The organism is Streptomyces chisholmiae, from assembly GCF_031845445.1.
In the GTDB taxonomy this organism is placed as follows: Bacteria; Actinomycetota; Actinomycetes; order Streptomycetales; family Streptomycetaceae; genus Streptomyces; species Streptomyces chisholmiae.
Map to the genome: position 1 here is coordinate 128886 of NZ_JAVREO010000003.1, position 20140 is coordinate 149025.

1 protein-coding gene is annotated in these 20140 nt (G+C 75.1%); it reads left to right on the top strand.

The features are described from left to right. Positions 1-3 precede the first annotated feature (3 nt). The gene (locus RM844_RS05730) at positions 4-20070 is read left to right on the top strand and encodes a type I polyketide synthase (RefSeq protein WP_449657321.1); all 20067 of its coding nucleotides are present in this window, start codon (positions 4-6) and stop codon (positions 20068-20070) included. Positions 20071-20140 lie beyond the last annotated feature (70 nt).

A 20140-nucleotide genomic window follows, 5' to 3' on the forward strand; every position in this document is an offset into this window, starting at 1 on the left:
GCCATGAACACGCCTGAAGGGTCGCAACACATGTCGAACGAGGAGAAGTACCTCGACTACCTCCGGCGGGCCACCGTGGACCTCCAGGAGATGCGCGGCAAGCTCCGCGAGGCCGAGGAACGCGAGGCCGAACCGATCGCCGTCGTCGGCATGAGCTGCCGCTTCCCCGGCGGCGTCACCTCGCCCGAGGACCTGTGGCGGCTGCTCGCCGACGGCCGGGACGCCGTCACCGAGTTCCCCACCGACCGCGGCTGGGACCTGGCGGCCCTCTTCGACGACGACCCGGACCGCCAGGGCACCAGCTACAGCCGGCACGGCGCGTTCGTCCACGACGTGCCCGACTTCGACCCCGCCTTCTTCGGCATCTCCCCCCGGGAGGCCGCCGCCATGGACCCCCAGCAGCGGCTGCTGCTGGAAACCTCCTGGGAGGTGCTGGAGCGCGCCGGCATCGACCCGCACACCCTGCGCGGCAGCCGGGCCGGCGTCTTCGTCGGCACCAACGGCCAGGACTACGCCGTCCGCCTGGCCAACGGCGCCCCCGAGGGCTACGAGGGCTACCTCGGCACCGGCAACGCGGCCAGCATCATCTCCGGCCGCGTCGCCTACACCCTCGGCTTCGAGGGCCCCGCCCTCACCATCGACACCGCCTGCTCCTCCTCCCTCGTCGCCCTGCACCTCGCCGTGCACGCCCTGCGGCACGGTGAGTGCCCCCTGGCCATCGCGGGCGGCGTCACCGTGATGTCCACCCCCGGCGTCTTCATCGACTTCAGCCGGCAACGCGGCCTCGCCCTCGACGGCCGCTGCAAGGCCTTCGCCGACGGCGCCGACGGCACCGCCTGGGGCGAGGGCGCCGGCCTGCTGCTCCTGGAACGCCTCTCCGACGCCCAGCGCAACGGCCACCAGGTGCTCGCCGTGATCCGCGGCTCGGCCGTCAACCAGGACGGCGCGTCCAACGGCCTGACCGCCCCCAACGGCCCGTCCCAACAGCGCGTCATCCGGCAGGCGTTGGCCGCCGCCGGGCTCACCCCGGCGCAGGTGGACGCGGTCGAGGCGCACGGCACCGGCACCCGGCTCGGCGACCCGATCGAGGCGCAGGCCCTGCTCGCCACCTACGGCCAGGGCCGGCCCGCCGACCGGCCGCTGTGGTTGGGCTCGGTGAAGTCCAACATCGGGCACACCCAGGCCGCCGCCGGCGTGGTCGGCGTGATGAAGATGGTCCTGGCCATGCGGCACGGCGAACTGCCCCGCACCCTGCACGTCGACCAGCCGTCCAGCCACGTGGACTGGTCGGCCGGCGCCGTCGAGCTGCTCACCGAACACCGCCCGTGGCCGGCGACCGGTCAGCCCCGCCGCGCCGGCGTCTCCTCCTTCGGTGTCAGTGGCACCAACGCGCACGTCATCGTCGAACAGGCCCCCGAGGCGTCCCAAACCGCTGACCGGCCGGTCGAGTTGCCGCTCGGGACCGTCCTGCCCTGGGTGCTGTCGGCCCGCAGCGCGGCGGCGTTGCGGGCGCAGGCGGCCCGGTTGGCCGCCGCCGTTGCCGACCTCGACGCGGTCGAGCCGGTCGATGTCGGGCACGCGTTGGTGACTTCGCGTGCGACGTTGGATCACCGGGCGGTGCTGGTGGCCGGCGAACGGGCGGAGTTCCAGGCCGGGTTGGCGGCCCTGGCCGAGGGCCGGAGCAGCGGCTCGGTGGTTACCGGAGTTGCCGACGAGCCGGGTCGGTTGGGTTTCCTGTTTTCGGGTCAGGGTTCGCAGCGGTTGGGGATGGGGCGGGAGTTGGCTGCTCGGTTCCCGGTGTTCGGTGCGGCGTTGGATGAGGTGTTGGGGGAGTTCGACCCGGCGGTGAGGGGGGCGTTGTTTGGTGCGGATGAGGGGGTGTTGAACGAGACGGGGGTGACGCAGCCGGCGTTGTTCGCGGTCGAGGTGGCGTTGTTCCGGTTGTTGGAGTCGTGGGGGGTGCGGGCGGATGTGTTGGCCGGGCACTCGATTGGTGAGTTGGCGGCCGCGCATGTGGCGGGGGTGTGGTCGTTGGCGGATGCGGCGCGGGTGGTGGCGGCGCGGGGTGCGTTGATGCAGGCGTTGCCGGCGGGTGGGGCGATGGTGGCGATCCGGGCGAGTGAGGCGGAGGTGGCGGCCGGGCTGTCGGAGACGGTCGGTATCGCGGCGGTCAACGGGCCGTCGTCGGTGGTCGTTTCGGGCGCGGCCCAGGATGTCGAGGTGGTGGCAGAGCACTGGCGGGCGGAGGGCCGGAAGGTGACCCGGCTCCGGGTCAGTCACGCGTTCCATTCGCCGCTTATGGAGCCGATGTTGGATGGGTTCCGGCGGGTGTTGGAGTCGGTGTCGTACGGGGCGCCGACCCTGCCGATCGTCTCCACGTTGACGGGGCGGTTGGCGTCGGCTGAGGAGTTGGGGTCGGCGGAGTACTGGGTGCGGCATGTGCGGGAGGCGGTGCGGTTCGCCGACGCGGTGGCCACGCTGGTCGGTGAGGGTGTCGGGACCTTCGTCGAGGTGGGTCCTGGTGGGACGTTGGCGGCGTTGGGGGCGGAGTCGGCGCCGGAGGCGGTGTTCGTGCCGGTGTTGCGGTCGGATCGGCCGGAGCCGGTGGCCGCGTTGACGGCGGTGGGCCAACTCCACGTCCGAGGCGTGGCATTGGACTGGTCGGCGTTCTTCGCCGGCGCTGGTGCCCGGCGGGTCGAGTTGCCGACGTACGCGTTCCAACGGGAGCGGTACTGGCTGGACGCGCCCGCCGGTTACCCGAGCACCACCACCGATCCGATGTCGCCGGCCGAGGCCGGATTCTGGGACGTGGTGGAGGGCAACGACTTCGCCGAGTTCGCCCGCCTGCTGGACGTGTCGCCCGACGAGCCGTTGAGCGCCGTGCTGCCCAGGCTCGCCAGCTGGCGCAGCGGCCAGCGGGATCGGTCGGCGGCCGAGGGCTGGCGGTACCGGGTGGAGTGGTGGCCGGTGGCGGTGCAGCCCGGGGGGCTGTCGGGTGTCTGGTTGGTGGTCGCGCCCGCTGGTGATGAGCGCGCCGCTTGGGTGCGGGACGCGTTGGCCGCGCAGGGCGCGGAGGTTCAGCTCGGCACCGTGGACGACCTCACCGCCGAGCTGCCGGAACTGGCCGGCGTCGTTTCGCTGTTGGATCTGGGGGACACCGTCGCCGCATTGCGGGCGCTGGGCGTTGCGGGCGTGTCGGCGCCGCTGTGGTCGGTGACTTCGGGCGCGGTGGCGGCCGCGTCGAGCGATACGGTGGCCGGTTTCGAGCAGGCGATGGTGTGGGGCCTGGGCCGGGTCGCCGCGTTGGAGCACGCCGAGCGCTGGGGCGGCCTGATCGACCTGCCGGCGGAGTGCGACAACCGTGCCGGGGAGTTGCTGGCCGCGACCCTCGCTGGCGGCAGCGGCGAGGACCAGGTGGCGGTGCGCCCCAGCGGGCTGCTGGCCCGCCGGTTGGTTCCGTCACCGGTCAACGCAGCCCCCGCGCAGCCCGGTTGGGTCCCATGGGGCACGGTGCTGGTGACCGGCGGCCTGGGCGCGCTCGGCGGCCAGGTGGCCCGTTGGCTGGCCGAGCATGGCGCCGAGCACCTGGTGCTGGTCGGCCGTCGGGGCCGGGCCACGACCGGTGCCGAGGAGCTGCACGACGAACTGACCGCGTTGGGCGCCGACGTCTCGTTCGCCGCGTGCGACATCACGGACCGTGGCGCGGTCGCTGAACTCCTCGACGGCATCCCTTCGTTGACCGCCGTGGTCCATGCGGCGGGCATCGAGCGGTCCGGCCTGCTGGCCGAGGTGGACCCCGGCGACCTGGGCGAGTTCGCCGAGGTGTTGGCCGCCAAGGTCGATGGGGCGCGGCATCTGCACGAGCTGCTGGCTGATCGCCCGCTGGATGCCTTCGTGCTCTTCTCCTCCATCGCCGGTATCTGGGGCAGCGGCGGGCAGGCCGCCTATGCGGCGGCCAACGCCTACCTGGACGCCCTCGCCGAGCACCGCAGGGCCGTTGGCCTGCCGGCGACCGCCATCGCCTGGGGCCCGTGGGACGGCGGCGGCATGGTGGCCAACGCCGGCGGCGACGCGGCCGGCCGACTGCGGAGGCTGGGCCTGCCCACCATGGCGCCGGCCGTGGCCATGGCCGGGCTGGCCACCGCCTTGGAGCGCGGCGACGGCAACCTGGTGATCGCCGACGTGGACTGGGGCCGGTTCGCCGGCACCTTCATGGCCCAGCGCCCCAGCCCGCTGCTTGGCGAACTCCCGGACGTGCAGGCCGCGTTCGCGACCGACACGACGGATGCCGGTATCTCCGCGTTGGCGGCGCGGCTGGCTGGGTTGGACCCGGCCGAGCAGGAGCGGCAGCTGACCGAGCTGGTGCGGTACGAGGCGGCGACGGTCCTCGGACACGTCTCCGGGGACGCGTTCTCCGCCACCCGTGCCTTCCGTGAGCTGGGCTTCGACTCGCTCACCGCGATGGAGTTGCGCGGCCGGCTGAGCGAGACCACCGGCGTGGCGCTGCCCGCCACCCTGGTCTTCGACTACCCGACGGCCGCCGCCCTCGCCGGCTATCTGCGCACCGAACTCGCCGGGGTGAGCGCCGCGACCCCCAGCGCCCCGGCCGCCGTCGTCGGCGTCACGGACGAGCCGATCGCCATCGTCGGCATGGCCTGCCGTTTCCCCGGCGGCGTCGAGTCCCCCGAGGACCTGTGGCGGATGCTCCTCGCGGACGGCGACGCGGTCGCCGAGTTCCCCACCGACCGGGGCTGGGACCTGGCGGCGCTGTACCACCCGGAGCCCGGCCACCCCGGCACCAGCTACAGCCGGCGCGGCGCCTTCCTCGACCGCGTCGCCGACTTCGACCCCGCCTTCTTCGGTATCTCGCCGCGCGAGGCGCTGGCCATGGACCCGCAGCAGCGGCTGCTGCTGGAGACCTCCTGGGAGGCGTTGGAGCGCGCCGGCATCGATCCGGAGGCGCTGCGCGGTGAGCGGGTCGGCGTCTTCGTGGGCTCCAACATGCAGGACTACGGCTGGGTGTTGGGCGCCGCCGCCGAGGACTTCGGCGGCTATGCCGCGACCGGCAACGCCGCCAGCGTGGCCTCCGGCCGGCTCGCCTACACCTTCGGCTTCGAGGGCCCGGCGGTCACCGTGGACACCGCCTGCTCCTCGTCGCTGGTAGCCCTCCACCTGGCCGTCCAGGCGCTCCGCTCCGGCGAGTGCGAGCTGGCGCTGGCCGGCGGCGTGACGGTGATGTCCACGCCGACCTCGTTCGTCGAGTTCAGCCGGCAGCGCGGGCTGGCCGTCGACGGCCGGTGCAAGGCCTTCGCCGGCGCCGCGGACGGCACCGGCTGGGGCGAGGGCGTCGGCATGCTCTTCGTCGAACGGCTCTCGGACGCGCGGCGCAACGGGCACCAGGTGCTGGCTGTCGTCCGGGGTTCGGCGGTCAACCAGGACGGCGCGTCCAACGGGCTGACCGCCCCCAACGGCCCGTCCCAACAGCGCGTCATTCGCCAGGCGTTGGCGTCGGCCGGACTTCAGGCCGGGGACGTGGACGTGGTCGAGGCGCACGGCACCGGCACCACGCTCGGTGACCCGATCGAGGCGCACGCCCTTCTCGCCACCTATGGGCAGCAACGACCGGGCGAGCCGCTGTGGTTGGGCTCCATCAAGTCCAACATCGGGCACACCCAGGCGGCGGCTGGCGTCGCGGGCGTGATCAAGATGGTGCTGGCCATGAAGCACGGCGTGCTGCCCCGCACGCTGCACGTGGACGAGCCCTCGCCGCACGTGGACTGGTCGGCCGGCGCCGTGCGGCTGCTCACCGACGAGCGGGCCTGGCCGGCCGTGGACCGTCCCTGGCGGGCCGGCGTCTCGTCCTTCGGGTTCAGTGGCACCAACGCGCACACCATCATCGAGCAGGCCCCCGCCGTGGCGGAGGTGGCGCCGGCTCCGGTGGCCGATGTGGCTCCGGCGGTGTTGCCCTGGCTGCTCTCCGCCCGGGACGCGGCGGCCCTGCGCGGTCAGGCGGCGCGGCTGCTCGCGGTGGTGGACGAGCACGCGCCGGCTGACATCGGGTTCTCGTTGGCGACATCCCGGTCGGCGTTGGAGCACCGGGCGGTGCTTGTGGCCGACGACCTGGCGACCTTCCGGGAGGCGCTGACCGCACTGGCCGAGGGCCGGCCCAGCGGCGCGGTGACCAGTGGCGTCGCGGACGCGCCCGGTCGAGTGGCCTTCCTCTTCTCCGGGCAGGGTTCGCAGCGGCTCGGCATGGGCCGTCAACTCGCCGCCGCCTACCCGGTGTTCGCCGAGGCCCTCCATGATGCTTTGGCGCACTTCGACTCGGCGGTCCGCGCGACGCTCCACGGTGACGACCAAGAAGCGCTGAACCAGACCGGGGTCACTCAGCCCGCCCTCTTCGCCGTCGAGGTGGCGCTCTTCCGGCTGCTGGAGTCCTGGGGTGTCCGGCCCGACGTCCTCGCCGGCCACTCCATCGGCGAACTGGCCGCCGCCCATGTCGCCGGGCTCTGGTCCCTGGCCGACGCCGCCAAGGTGGTCGCCGCCCGCGCCGGCCTGATGCAGGCGTTGCCGGCCGGCGGCGCGATGGTGGCGATCCGGGCCACCGAGGCCGAGGTCGCGCCGACCCTGACGGGCCATGTGGGTATCGCCGCGGTCAACGGGCCGTCGTCCGTGGTCGTTTCCGGGACCGGGGACGATATCGCCACGGTCGCCGCCCACTGGGAGGCCGAGGGCCGGAAGGTCACCAGGTTGCGGGTCAGCCACGCGTTCCACTCCCCGCTGATGGACCCCATGCTGGCCGACTTCCGCCACGTGCTGGACAGCGTCAGCTACCAGCCGACCACCCTCCCCCTGGTCTCCACCCTCACCGGCCAGCCCGTCTCCGCCGAGGAACTGGCCACCCCCGACTACTGGGTGCGGCACGTCCGCGAGACGGTCCGTTTCGCCGACGCCATCGCCACCCTCACCGACCAGGGCATCCGCACCTTCGTCGAGATCGGCCCCGGCGGCACCCTCACCACCCTCGGCCAGGAGACCGCCCCCGACGCCGCCTTCCTGCCGGCGCTGCGCGCCGACCGGCCGGAGCCGGCGGCCGTCACCACGGCCGCCGGGCAACTCCACGTGCGTGGCGTCCCCGTGGTCTGGTCGGCGTTCTTCGCCGGTACCGGCGCCCGACGTGTCGACCTGCCGACCTATGCCTTCCAGCGGGAGCGGTTCTGGCCCGACGCGCTGCCGCTGATCGGCAATGTCGCGGCGGCCGGGCTCGGCCCGGCCGAGCATCCGCTGCTGGGCGCGGCCATCACGCTCGGCGGCACGGATGGCACGTTGCTGACGGGGCGGTTGTCGGTGCGGACGCACCCGTGGCTGGCTGATCACGCGGTCCAGGGTCAGGTTCTGCTGCCGGGTACGGCGTTTGTTGAGTTGGCGGTGCGGGCGGGTGACCAGGTCGGGTGTGATCTGGTGGAGGAGTTGACGTTGGAGACGCCGCTGGTCCTGCCGGCGAGTGGCGCGGTGCGGGTGCAGGTGTGGGTCGGTGCCGAGGACGGCTCGGGGCGGCGCGAGCTGACCCTCTACTCCAGCGATGCCGAGTCGGACGATGATGGGCGGGCGTGGACTCGGCATGCGACGGGTGTGTTGCGGGCTGGTGGCCGGTCGGCGGCGGGCACGTTGGCGGAGTGGCCGCCGGCCGGGGCCGAGGCGCTCGACCTGGACGGGTTCTACGAGCGGATGGCCGCCGGCGGCTTCGGCTACGGTCCGGTCTTCCGGGGTCTGCGGGCCGCCTGGCGTGCCGGCGGTGAGGTGTTCGCCGAGGTAGCCCTCCCAGACGGGGTGAAGGCAGCGGGCTTCGGGCTGCATCCGGCGCTGCTGGATGCCGCGCTGCACGCGGTTGGGCTGCTGCCGGACGCGGACGGCACCGGCCGGCTGCCGTTCGCCTGGTCGGGTGTGCGGCTACACGCGGCCGGGGCGACGGGGCTGCGGGTCCGGCTGGCCTCGCTGGCCACCGGTGGGGTGTCGCTGGTGGTGGCGGACGGCACCGGCGCGCCGGTCGCCACCGTGGACACCCTGGTGCTGCGGCCGGCCACGCTCGAGCAGCCGGGCGTCGAGGGCCTGTTCGGCATCGACTGGGTGCCGCTGCCGCTGCCGACCGGCGACGAGGACCACCCGGTGGTCGAGTGGACCGACCTCGACACGCTGGCCTCGGCGACCGAGCTGCCGGACGTCGCGGTCCTCTCCTGCCCGGTCGGCTCGGGGGCCGACCCCGTCGCCGAGGCGCACGCGGTGGCGCACTGGGCGCTGGGCACCGTGCAGAGCTGGCTCGCCGACGCCCGGTACGACGACACCCGACTGGCCCTGGTGACGCGCGGCGCGATCCCCGCCACCGCCGGCGAGACGGTGCGCGACGTGGCGCAGGCGGCGGTGTGGGGGTTGGTGCGGTCGGCGCAGTCGGAGAACCCGGGCCGGATCGTGCTGCTCGATCTCTATGACGACGCCGCCTCCGTCGCGGCGCTGCCGGCCGCGCTCGCCACCGGTGAGCCCCAACTGGCCATCCGTGGCGGCGAGATACGGGTGCCGAGGCTGGCCCGGGTGGCCCGCCAGGCGGTGGCGGACCCGGGCTTCGGCGCGGGGACGGTGTTGGTGACGGGTGCGACGGGCACGCTGGGTGGTTTGGTGGCTCGGCATTTGGTGGCCGAACGGGGCGTGCGGAGCCTGTTGTTGGTGAGCCGGCGTGGTGCCGATGCTGAGGGCGCTGCCGAACTGGGCGCTGATCTCGAAGCGTTGGGTGCCGAGGTGACCTTCGCGGCCTGCGATGTCGCCGACCGGGACGCGGTGGCCGAGCTGCTGGCCGGCCGGGAGATATCCGCGGTGGTGCACACCGCCGGCGTGTTGGACGACGGCACGATCGGTTCGCTTACCCCCGAGCGCATCGACGCGGTCTTCCGCCCGAAGGTGGACGCGGCCTGGCACCTGCATGACGCGACCCGCGACCTGGACCTGGCCGCCTTCGTGTTGTTCTCCTCGGTGGCCGGTGTCCTCGGCGGTCCCGGGCAGGGCAACTACGCGGCGGCCAACGCCTTCCTCGACGCCCTCGCCCAGCACCGGCACGCGCTGGGCCTGCCGGCCACCTCGCTGGCCTGGGGGCTGTGGGACACCGAGGGTGGCATGGCGGGCAGCCTGGACGCGGGGGACACCCGGCGGATCACCGGCGGCGGTCTGGTCCCCATCGCCCCAGCCCAAGGCCTGGCGCTCTTCGACGCGGCGGCCACCACCGGCCGGGCGCTGTTGGCACCGGTCCCGCTGGACCTGCCGACCTTGCAGCGGCAGGCGCGCACCCAGCCGGTCGTGCCGCTGTTGCGCGGCCTGGTCCGCGCCCCGGCCCGCCGGACGGCCGCCGCCGGTTCGGCAGCTGCCGGCTCGGCGCTGGCCCAGTCGCTTGCCGCCCTGACCGCCACCGAGCGGGAGAAGACGCTGCTGGAGCTGGTGCGCACGCATGCCGCGACGGTGCTCGGTCACAGCTCCGTCCATGCCGTGGCGCCTGAGCGGGCGTTCCGGGAGTTGGGGTTCGACTCGCTCAGCTCGGTCGAGCTGCGCAACCACCTCAACGCCGCGACCGAACTGCGGCTGCCCGCGACCCTGGTCTTCGACTACCCGACCCCCGCCGCGTTGGCCGCATTCATCGGATCGGAGTTCGCCGGCGCGCCCGCCGTCGCCGAGCCCACCCCGGTGACCGCGACCGTGACGGACGAGCCGATCGCCATCGTCGGCATGGCCTGCCGCTACCCGGGCGGCGTCAACTCCCCCGAGGAGTTGTGGCGGTTGGTGCTCGACGGTGTGGACGCGATCAGCGAGTTCCCCACCAACCGGGGCTGGGACCTCGACGCGCTCTACCACCCGGACCCGGAGCACACCGGCAGCTCCTATGCCCGCGAGGGCGGCTTCCTCTATGAGGCCGACCAGTTCGACCCGGCGTTCTTCGGGATCTCGCCGCGTGAGGCGCTCGCGATGGACCCGCAGCAGCGGCTGCTGCTGGAGACCTCCTGGGAGGCGTTCGAACGCGCCGGCATCGACCCCGAGTCGGTGCGCGGCAGCGCGGTCGGGGTGTTCGCCGGCGTGATGTACCACGACTACGTCGCCCGACTGCGCTCTGTCTCCGAGGAGGTCGAGGGCTACCTCGGCACCGGCGGGTCCGGCAGCGTGGCGTCCGGCCGGGTCGCGTACGCGCTGGGCCTCGAAGGTCCCGCCGTGACCATCGACACGGCCTGCTCTTCCTCGCTGGTCGCGCTGCACTGGGCGGCCCAGGCGCTCCGCCAGGGCGAGTGCCGGATGGCGCTGGCCGGCGGCGTCACCGTGATGGCCACGCCAAGTACCTTTGTCGACTTCAGTCGCCAGCGGGGCCTGGCCGCCGACGGCCGCTGCAAGTCGTTCTCCGACGACGCGGACGGCACCGGCTGGGGCGAGGGCGTCGGGATGCTGCTGGTCGAGCGGCTTTCGGACGCCCAACGCAACGGGCACCCGATCCTCGCCGTGATCCGCGGCTCGGCGATCAACCAGGACGGCGCGTCCAACGGCCTGACGGCCCCGAACGGCCCGTCCCAACAGCGGGTGATTCGGCAGGCGTTGGCCTCGGCCGGGTTGCGGGCTGCGGATGTGGACGCGGTGGAGGCGCACGGCACCGGCACCACCCTGGGTGACCCGATCGAGGCGCAGGCGCTGCTGGCGACCTACGGTCAGGACCGGTCGGGGGACGAGCCGCTGTGGCTGGGCTCCATCAAGTCGAACATCGGCCACACCCAGGCCGCCGCCGGCGTCGCGGGCCTGATCAAGATGGTGATGGCGATGCGACACGGCGTGGTGCCGAAGACGCTGCACGTGGGGGAGCCGTCCAGCAATGTGGACTGGTCGGCCGGCGCGGTGGAGCTGCTCTCGGAGGCCCGGCCGTGGCCGGAGACCGGGCGCCCCCGCCGGGCGGCCGTCTCGTCCTTCGGTATCAGTGGTACCAACGCGCACACCATTATCGAGCAGGTCCCGGAGCCGGAGTACGCTCCGCGGTCGAGCGACGGGCTGGTGCCGTGGCTGGTCTCCGCCCGCGGCCCCGAGGCGCTCCGTGCGCAGGCCGCCCGACTGCGCGAACACCTGGACCGCCATGACGAGTTGGCGCCTGCGGATGTCGCCCACTCGCTGGCCACCGCGCGCACGGCCTTCGACCACCGGGCGGTGGTGCTCGGCCAGGACCGGGCGGCGCTGCTGGACGGGCTGGCCGCGCTGGCCGAGGGCCGGCCGTCAACGGGCGTCTTCAGCGGCTCCGTTGCCACCGGTGGCGTCGGCTTCCTCTTCTCCGGGCAGGGCTCGCAACGGCTCGGCATGGGCCGCCAACTCGCCGCCCGCTACCCGGTGTTCGCCCAGGCCCTCGACGAGGCGCTGGCGCACTTCGACCCGGCGGTCCGCGCGACGCTGCACGGTGACGACCAAGAAGCGCTGAACCAGACCGGCTTCACCCAGCCCGCCCTCTTCGCCATCGAGGTCGCGCTCTTCCGGCTCCTCGCATCCTGGGGCGTCCACCCCGACGTCCTCGCCGGCCACTCCATCGGCGAGCTGGCCGCCGCCCACGTCGCGGGCCTCTGGTCCCTGGCGGACGCCGCCAAGGTGGTGGCCGCCCGCGCTGGCCTGATGCAGGCGTTGCCGGCCGGCGGCGCGATGGTCGCCATCCGCGCCACCGAGGCCGAGATCGCGGAGGCCCTAACCGACACCGTCGGCATCGCCGCCGTCAACGGGCCGACGTCCACGGTGATTTCGGGCCCCGCCGACCAGGTCGCGCCCATCGCCGACCACTGGCGGGCGGCCGGTCGCAAGGTCATGCACCTGCGGGTCAGCCACGCCTTCCACTCGCCGCTGATGGACCCGATGCTGGCCGACTTCCGTCAGGTACTCGACAGCGTCAGCTACCAGCCGACCACCCTCCCTCTCGTCTCCACCCTCACCGGCCGCCCCGCCGCCCCCGAGGAACTCGCCGACCCCGACTACTGGGTGCGGCATGTCCGGGAGACGGTCCGCTTCGCCGACGCCGTCAGGCTGCTGGCGGCGGAGGGCGTGGTCACCTTCGTCGAGATCGGCCCCGGCGGCACCCTCACCGCCCTCGGCCAGGAGACGCTCGGCCAGGAGGCCACTCCGGATGCCCCCGACGTTGCCTTCATTCCCGCGCTGCGCGCCGACCGCGACGAGGAGCCGGCGCTGCTCGCCGCCCTCGCCCAGGCCCACACCCGAGGCATCGGCGTCGACTGGCCGACCGTCCTCGACACCGCCCGCGCCGCCCGGGTCGAGCTGCCCACCTATGCCTTCCAGCACCGCCGTTACTGGCTGGACACCGGGGTGGGTGCCGGCGATCTGGACGCGGCGGGGCTCGGCGCGGCCGGTCATCCGCTGCTGGGCGCGCTGGTCGAGCCGGCCGACGGGGACGGGCGGATTCTCACCGGCCGGCTGTCGGTGGAGTCCCACCCGTGGCTGGCCGACCACGTGATCCAGGGCGCGGTGCTGCTGCCGGGCACGGCGCTGCTGGACCTGGTGGTCCGGGCCGGCGACCAGGTGGCGGCCGACCTGGTCGAGGAGTTGACCCTGGAGGCGCCGCTGGTGGTGCCCGAGCGGGGCGGCGTCCGGGTGCAGGTGCGGGTCGGCGAGCCGGACGCGGCCGGGCGCCGGCCGGTGACCGTGCACGCCCGTGACGACGAGGCGGACCCCTGGGTGCGGCACGCCAGCGGCGTGCTGACGACCGCCGGGCCCGCGCGGCCGGCCGGCGCCGAGCTGGCGGCCTGGCCGCCAGCCGGCGCGGAGCCGGTCGGGCTGGCCGGGGTGTATGACCGGATGGCGGACGGTGGCTTCGGCTACGGGCCGGTCTTCCAGGGCCTGCGGGCCGCCTGGCGGCGCGGCGACGAGGTGTTCGCCGAGGTCGCGCTGGACGAGGGCGTGGGGGTTGACGGCTTCGGGCTGCATCCGGCGCTGCTGGACGCGGCGCTGCACGCGATCGGCCTGGTGGGGGCGGCGGACGCCCCGGGCGGCCTGCCGTTCTCCTGGGCCGGGGTGCGGCTGCACGCGGCCGGCGCGACCGTGCTGCGGGTGCGGTTGACGCTGGCCGGGCCGGACCGGGTGGCGCTGGCGGTGGCGGACGGGGCGGGCGCCCCGGTGGCCGACATCGGGTCGCTGGTGCTGCGGCCGGTGTCGACGGCGGTGGCCCGGCAGGGCTGGGACTCGCTGTTCCGACTGGACTGGGCGCCGGCCTCGGCCTCGACGGGCGACGCCGGCGCGGTGGCGGAGTTCACCGACACGGCGGCGCTCCGGGCGGCGCTGGCCACGGGGGAGGCGCCGCCGGACCGGGTGGTGCTGCGCTTCGCCGAGTCGCACGGCGTCGCGTCGGTGCGTCAACGGACGCTGGACGTCCTGGAGTTGGTGCGCGACTGGCTGGCCGACGAGCGGTGCGATGACTCCCGGCTGGTGCTGGTGACCCGGGGCGCGGTCGCGGTTGGCGCGGCGGACGACGTGCCGGACCTGGCGCTGGCGGCGGTGTGGGGCCTGGTGCGCACCGCGCAGGCCGAGCACCCGGACCGCTTCGTCCTGGTGGACAGCGACACGGACGACGGCTGGCGGTCCGCGCTGGCGGTCGACGAGCCACAGTTGGCGGTGCGGGACGGGCGGACGTTCGTGGCCCGGCTGGCGCGGGTGCGGCCGGAGGCCGACCGGGCGCCGGCGTTCGGCCCGGACAGCGTGGTGCTGGTGACCGGCGCCACGGGCGCGCTCGGTGGCCACATCGCCCGCCACCTGGTGGCCGAACACGGCGTGCGACGGCTCGTGTTGGCCAGCCGGCGCGGTCAGGTCGGCGAGCTGCACGACGAGTTGACGGCGGCCGGCGCCGAAGTGGCGGCGGTGGCCTGCGATGTGGCCGACCGGTACGCGGTCGCCGCGCTGCTGGCCGCGCACCCGGTGACGGCCGTGGTGCACACCGCCGGCGTGCTGGCGGACGGCACCGTCGGTTCGCTGACGGCCGATCAGCTGGACGCGGTGTTCCGGCCGAAGGTGGACGCGGCCTGGCACCTGCACGAGTTGACCCGTGACCTGGACCTGTCGGCGTTCGTGCTGTTCTCCTCGGTGGCGGGCACGCTGGGCGCCCCGGGACAGGCCAACTACGCGGCGGCCAACGCGTTCCTCGACGCGCTGGCCCACTACCGGCGCGCCGCCGGCCTGCCGGCCACCTCCCTCGCCTGGGGCCTGTGGGCGGACGGCATGGGGGCCCGGGTGGCGAACGCCGCCGAGCACGGTCTCGCCGGGGCGGAGGGCGCGGCGCTCTTCGACCTCGCCACCGGCGCGCCCGACCCGGTGCTGCTGCCGATGCGCCTCGACCTGCGCGCCGTGCGTCAACTTCCCGCGGTGCCACCGGTCTTCGCCGGCCTGGTGCGCACCACCGGCCGCCGGGCCGTAGCCGGCGGGGCCGACCCGGCCGGCGCGCTCCGCGACCGGCTGGCGCCGCTGACCGAGCCGGAGCGGGCCCGGCTGCTCCTCGAACTGGTCCGCACCCAGGTGGCGTTGGTGCTCGGCCACGCCGGCCCGGAGGCGGTGCCGGCCGGGCAGGCGTTCACCGAGCTGGGCTTCGACTCGCTGACCGCGGTCGATCTACGGAACCGGCTCAACGCGGCGACCGGGCTGCGGCTGCCGGCCACCCTGGTCTTCGACTACCCGACGCCCGCCGCGCTGGCCGGCTTTGTCGAGGGCGAGTTCGCGGGCGCCGCACCCGCCGTCGCCGAGCCGAGCCGGGTGCCGGCGACCGAGACGGACGAGCCGATCGCCATCGTCGGCATGGCCTGCCGCTACCCGGGCGGGGTGCGTTCCCCTGAGGACCTGTGGCGGCTGGTCGCGGACGGCGCGGAAGGCGTCACGCTCTTCCCGACCGAGCGCGGCTGGGACCTGGACGCGCTCTACGACCCGTCGGGCGAGCGGGTCGGCAGCTCCACCACCCGCGAGGGCGGCTTCCTGCACGACGCGGACCAGTTCGACCCGGCGTTCTTCGGGATCTCGCCGCGCGAGGCGCTCGCCATGGACCCGCAGCACCGGCTGCTGCTGGAGACCTCCTGGGAGGCGTTCGAACGCGCCGGGATCGACCCGCACACGGTGCGCGGCAGCGCGACCGGCGTCTTCGCGGGGGTGATGTACCACGACTACGCCTCCCAGCTGCACGGCGTGCCGAAGAGCGTCGAGGGCTACCTCGGCACCGGCAACGCGGGCAGCGTCGCCTCCGGCCGGGTCTCCTACACCTTCGGCCTGGAGGGGCCGGCCATGACGGTGGACACGGCGTGCTCCTCCTCGCTGGTGGCGCTGCACCTGGCGGCGCGGGCGCTGCGGGCCGGGGAGTGCGGGTTGGCGCTGGCCGGCGGCGTGACGGTGATGTCGACGCCGGGCGCGTTCATCGACTTCAGCCGCCAGCAGGGCCTGTCGCCGGACGGCCGGTGCCGCTCGTTCTCGGCCGACGCCAACGGCACCGGCTGGGCCGAGGGCGTCGGGATGCTGGTGCTGGAGCGGCTCTCCGACGCGCGCCGCAACGGGCACCAGGTCCTCGCGGTGGTGCGCGGCTCGGCGGTCAACCAGGACGGTGCCTCGAACGGCCTGACGGCCCCGAACGGTCCCTCCCAGCAGCGGGTGATTCGGCAGGCGTTGGCGTCGGCCGGGTTGCGGGCGGCGGAGGTGGACGCGGTGGAGGCGCACGGCACCGGCACCCGGCTCGGTGACCCGATCGAGGCGCAGGCGCTGCTGGCCACCTACGGTCCGGACCGGTCAGGCGACGAGCCGCTGTGGCTGGGCTCGTTGAAGTCCAACATCGGCCACACCCAGGCCGCCGCCGGGGTGGGCGGGGTGATCAAGATGGTGCAGGCCATGCGGCACGGCCTGCTGCCGAAGACGCTGCACGTCGGGGAGCCGTCGCCGCACATCGACTGGTCGGCGGGCGCGGTGGAGCTGTTGACCGAGGCCCGGCCCTGGCCGGCGACCGGCCGGCCCCGGCGGGCGGGCGTCTCCTCGTTCGGGTTCAGCGGCACCAACGCGCACGTCATCATCGAGGCGCCCGCCGAGCCGGCCCCGGCGCCGGCGGTGGCCGCGCCGCTCGGCCCGTGGCTGGTCTCCGGCCGCACCGAGGGGGCGCTCCGCGACCAGGCGGTGCGGCTCCGGGACCACCTGGCGGCCCACCCGGACCTCGAACCGGCCGCCGTGGCCCGCGCGTTGGCGACCTCCCGCGCCGGCTTCGAGCACCGGCTCGCCGTGGTCGGCCGCGACCTGACGGACCTGGTCGCCGGCCTCACCGACGCCGCCGAGGGGCGGCTGGGCGACGGCCTGGTGCTGCGCGGGGTCGCCGGCGAACACCGGGTCGGGTTCCTCTTCTCCGGCCAGGGCTCGCAGCGGCTCGGCATGGGCCGCGAACTGGCCGCCGCCTACCCCGTGTTCGCGTCGGCGCTCGACGAGGCGCTGGCGCACTTCGACCCGGCGGTCCGTGCGACGCTCCACGGTGACGACGAGGAGGCGCTGCATCAGACCGGGGTCACCCAGCCGGCGCTCTTCGCCGTCGAGGTCGCGCTCTTCCGGCTCCTGGAGTCCTGGGGCGTGCGCCCCGACGTGCTGGCCGGCCACTCCATCGGCGAGCTGGCCGCCGCCCACGTCGCGGGCCTGTGGTCCCTGGCCGACGCCGCCAGGGTGGTGGCCGCCCGGGCCGGCCTGATGCAGGCCCTGCCGGCCGGCGGCGCGATGGCCGCGATCCGCGCCACCGAGGCCGAGATCACGCCCACCCTCACCGACACGGTGTCCATCGCCGCCGTCAACGGCCCCGGCTCCGTGGTTGTTTCCGGCCCCGCCCGGGACGTCGAGGCGGTCGCCGACCACTGGCGGGCGGCCGGTCGCAAGGTCACCCACCTGCGGGTCAGCCACGCGTTCCACTCCCCGCTGATGGACCCCATGCTGGCCGACTTCCGCCAGGTACTCGACAGCGTCAGCTACCAGCCGACCACCCTCCCCCTGGTCTCCACCCTCACCGGCCAGCCCGTCTCCGCCGAGGAACTCGCCGACCCCGACTACTGGGTGCGGCACGCCCGCGAGGCGGTCCGCTTCGCCGACGCCGTCGTCGCTCTCGGCGCCGACGTGCTGGTCGAGGTCGGCCCCGGCGGCACGCTCGCCGCGCTCGGCCAGGAGTCCGCGCCCGACGCGGTCTTCGTGCCGGCGCTGCGCGCCGACCGGCCGGAGGACGGCGCGCTGCGCACCGCGCTCGCCGAGCTGCACGTGCTGGGGGTGCCGGTGGACTGGGCGGCGTACTACGCCGCCGAGGGCCCCGGTGTGGAGCTGCCCACCTACGCCTTCCAGTACCAGCGGTACTGGCCGGACGCGGCCCTGCCGGCCGGCGACGCGACCGGGCTTGGCCTCGGCTCGGCCGACCACGCGCTGCTGGGCGCCGCGGTCCCGCTGGCCGACGAGGACACCGTCCTGTTCACCGGCCGGTTGTCGCTGCGGACCCACCCGTGGCTGGCCGGGCACCGCATCATGGGCGCGGCGCTGCTGCCGGGCACGGCGTTCGTCGAGCTGGCGGTGCGGGCCGGCGACCAGGTGGGGCTCGACCTGGTCGAGGAGTTGACGCTGGAGTCGCCGCTGGTGCTGTCGGAGCGCGGCGCGGTGCAGCTCCAGGTGCGGGTGGGCGCGCCGGACGCGGCGGGGCGCCGCCCGCTGGCCGTGCACGCCAGGGACGAGGACGGCGACCCGGCCTGGGTCCGGCACGCCAGCGGCCTGCTGGCCGCCGGCGACGGCGCCCCCGCCGGGCCCGCCGAGCCGGCGGCCTGGCCGCCGGCCGGGGCCGAGCCGGTGGAGCTGGCCGGGTTCTACGACGGGATGGCGGACGGCGGCTTCGGCTACGGGCCGCTCTTCCGGGGCCTGCGGGCCGCCTGGCGGCGCGGCGACGAGGTGTTCGCCGAGGTCGCCCTGGACGAGGACGTCGCGGTTGACGGCTTCGGGCTGCATCCGGCGCTGCTGGACGCGGCGCTGCACGCGATCGGCCTGACCGCCGGCGCCCAGCAGGGCCTGCCGTTCTCCTGGGCCGGGGTGCGGCTGCACGCGGCCGGCGCGACGGCGCTGCGGGTGCGGCTGGCCCCGGCGGGCGGCGGCGCGGTGTCGCTGGCCGTCGCGGACGGCACGGGCGCCCCGGTGGCCAGCGTGGCCGGGCTGGTGTTGCGGCCGGTGGCGCCGGAGGCGCTGGGCGCGGCGCGCCGCTCGGAGTCGCTGTTCCGGGTGGACTGGGTGCCGGCCCCGACGCCGCGCCCGGCGGTGGCGTCGGCCGGTGGCCCGGGCTCGGTGGCGGAGTTCGCCGACTGGGCGGCGGTCCGGGCGGCGCTGGCGGCGGGGGAGTCGCTGCCGGAGCAGGTCGTGGTGCGCTGCACCGGCGACCCGGAGCCGGCGGCGGCCCGGCAACGGACGCTGGACGTCCTGGAGTTGCTGCGCGGCTGGCTGGCCGACGAGCGGTGCGAGGGGTCCCGGCTGGTGCTGGTCACCCGGGGCGCGGTCGCGGTCGGCGCGGACGAGGGGGTGCCGGACCTGGCGGGCGCCGCCGTGTGGGGGCTGGTGCGGTCGGCCAGGTCGGAGCACCCGGACCGGCTGGTGCTGCTGGACGTGGACGGCGAGGACGGCTGGAAGCCGGCCGTGGTCAGCGCGGAGCCCGAGCTGGCGGTGCGGGACGGCGAGGTGTGGGTGCCGCGGCTGGCGCGGGCCCAGGCCGAGCCCCGGGCGGGTGCCGGCTTTGGTGCGGGTCCGGTGTTGGTGACGGGTGCCTCCGGGCTGTTGGGTGGTCTGGTGGCTCGCCGGTTGGTGGCCGAACACGGGGTGCGGCGGCTGGTGTTGGTCAGCCGGCGTGGCCAGTTCGGGCAGCTGCATGACGAGTTGACGGCGTCGGGTGTCGAGGTGACCGCCGTGGCCTGTGACCTGGGTGACCGGGACGCGGTGGCCGCGTTGTTGGCCGCGCACCCGGTGACGGCGGTGGTGCACGCCGCCGGCGTGCTGGACGACGCGACGATCACCTCGTTGACGGATGATCAGCTGGCGACCGTCTTCCGTCCCAAGGTGGACGCGGCCCGGCATCTGCACGAGCTGACGGCGAAGTTGGAGCTGTCCGCGTTCGTGTTGTTCTCCTCGGCCGCCGGTACCTTCGGTAACGCGGGGCAGGGCAACTACGCGGCGGCCAACGCGTTCCTGGACGCGCTGGCCCAGCACCGGCGGGCGGCCGGGCTGCCGGCGACCTCGCTGGCCTGGGGTCTGTGGGCCGGCGAGGACGGCATGGGCGCCAAGCTCGCCGGCACCGGCGCCACAGGACTCGCGCCGGACGAGGGCCTGGCGCTCTTCGACGCCGCCGCGCTCGGCACCGACCCCGTGGTGCTGCCGATGCGCCTCGACCTGCGGGCGGTGCGCCAACTCCCGGTGGTGCCCCCGCTCTTCAGCGGCCTGGTGCGGACGCCGACCCGCCGGGCGGCGGAGACCGGGATCGACCCGGCCGCCGCGCTCCGCGAGCGGCTGGCCGCGCTGCCGCCGACCGAGCGGACCTCGGCCCTGGTGGACCTGGTGTGCGCGCAGGTCGCCGCGGTGCTGGCGCTGCCCGGCGCGGCGGCGGTGGACGAGCAACGCGCCTTCACCGAGCTGGGCTTCGACTCGCTGACCGCCATCGACCTGCGGAACCGGCTCAACGCGGCCACCGGGCTGCGGCTGCCGGCCACCCTGGTCTTCGACCACCCGACACCGCTGGACCTGGTGGCCCGGCTCGCCGACGGCCTCGTCGTGGACGAGCCGGCCGACGGGGTGGCGCCGCTGCTCGCCGAGTTGGGCCGCATCGAGGCCGGCCTGGCCGCCGTCCGGCCCGGCGACGACGTGGACGACCTGGTCGGCGCCCGACTGGCGGCCCTGCTGGCCGCCTGGCGGGAGCGGACGGCCGGCGCCGCCGAGGGGGCGTCGGACGACCTCGACGACGCCACCGACGACGAGATGTTCGACCTGCTCGGCAAGGAGTTCGGCATCTCCTGACCCGGCCCCGACACCCCACCGAACGCCCGGCCCGACGCGGCGCCGCCACCCCACTTGCTCGACGTTTCCC

Coding starts and splice junctions, on each gene's coding strand:
- RM844_RS05730 (WP_449657321.1), top strand. CDS start 4: ATGAACACGCCTGAAGGGTCGCAACACATGTCGAACGAGGAGAAGTAC.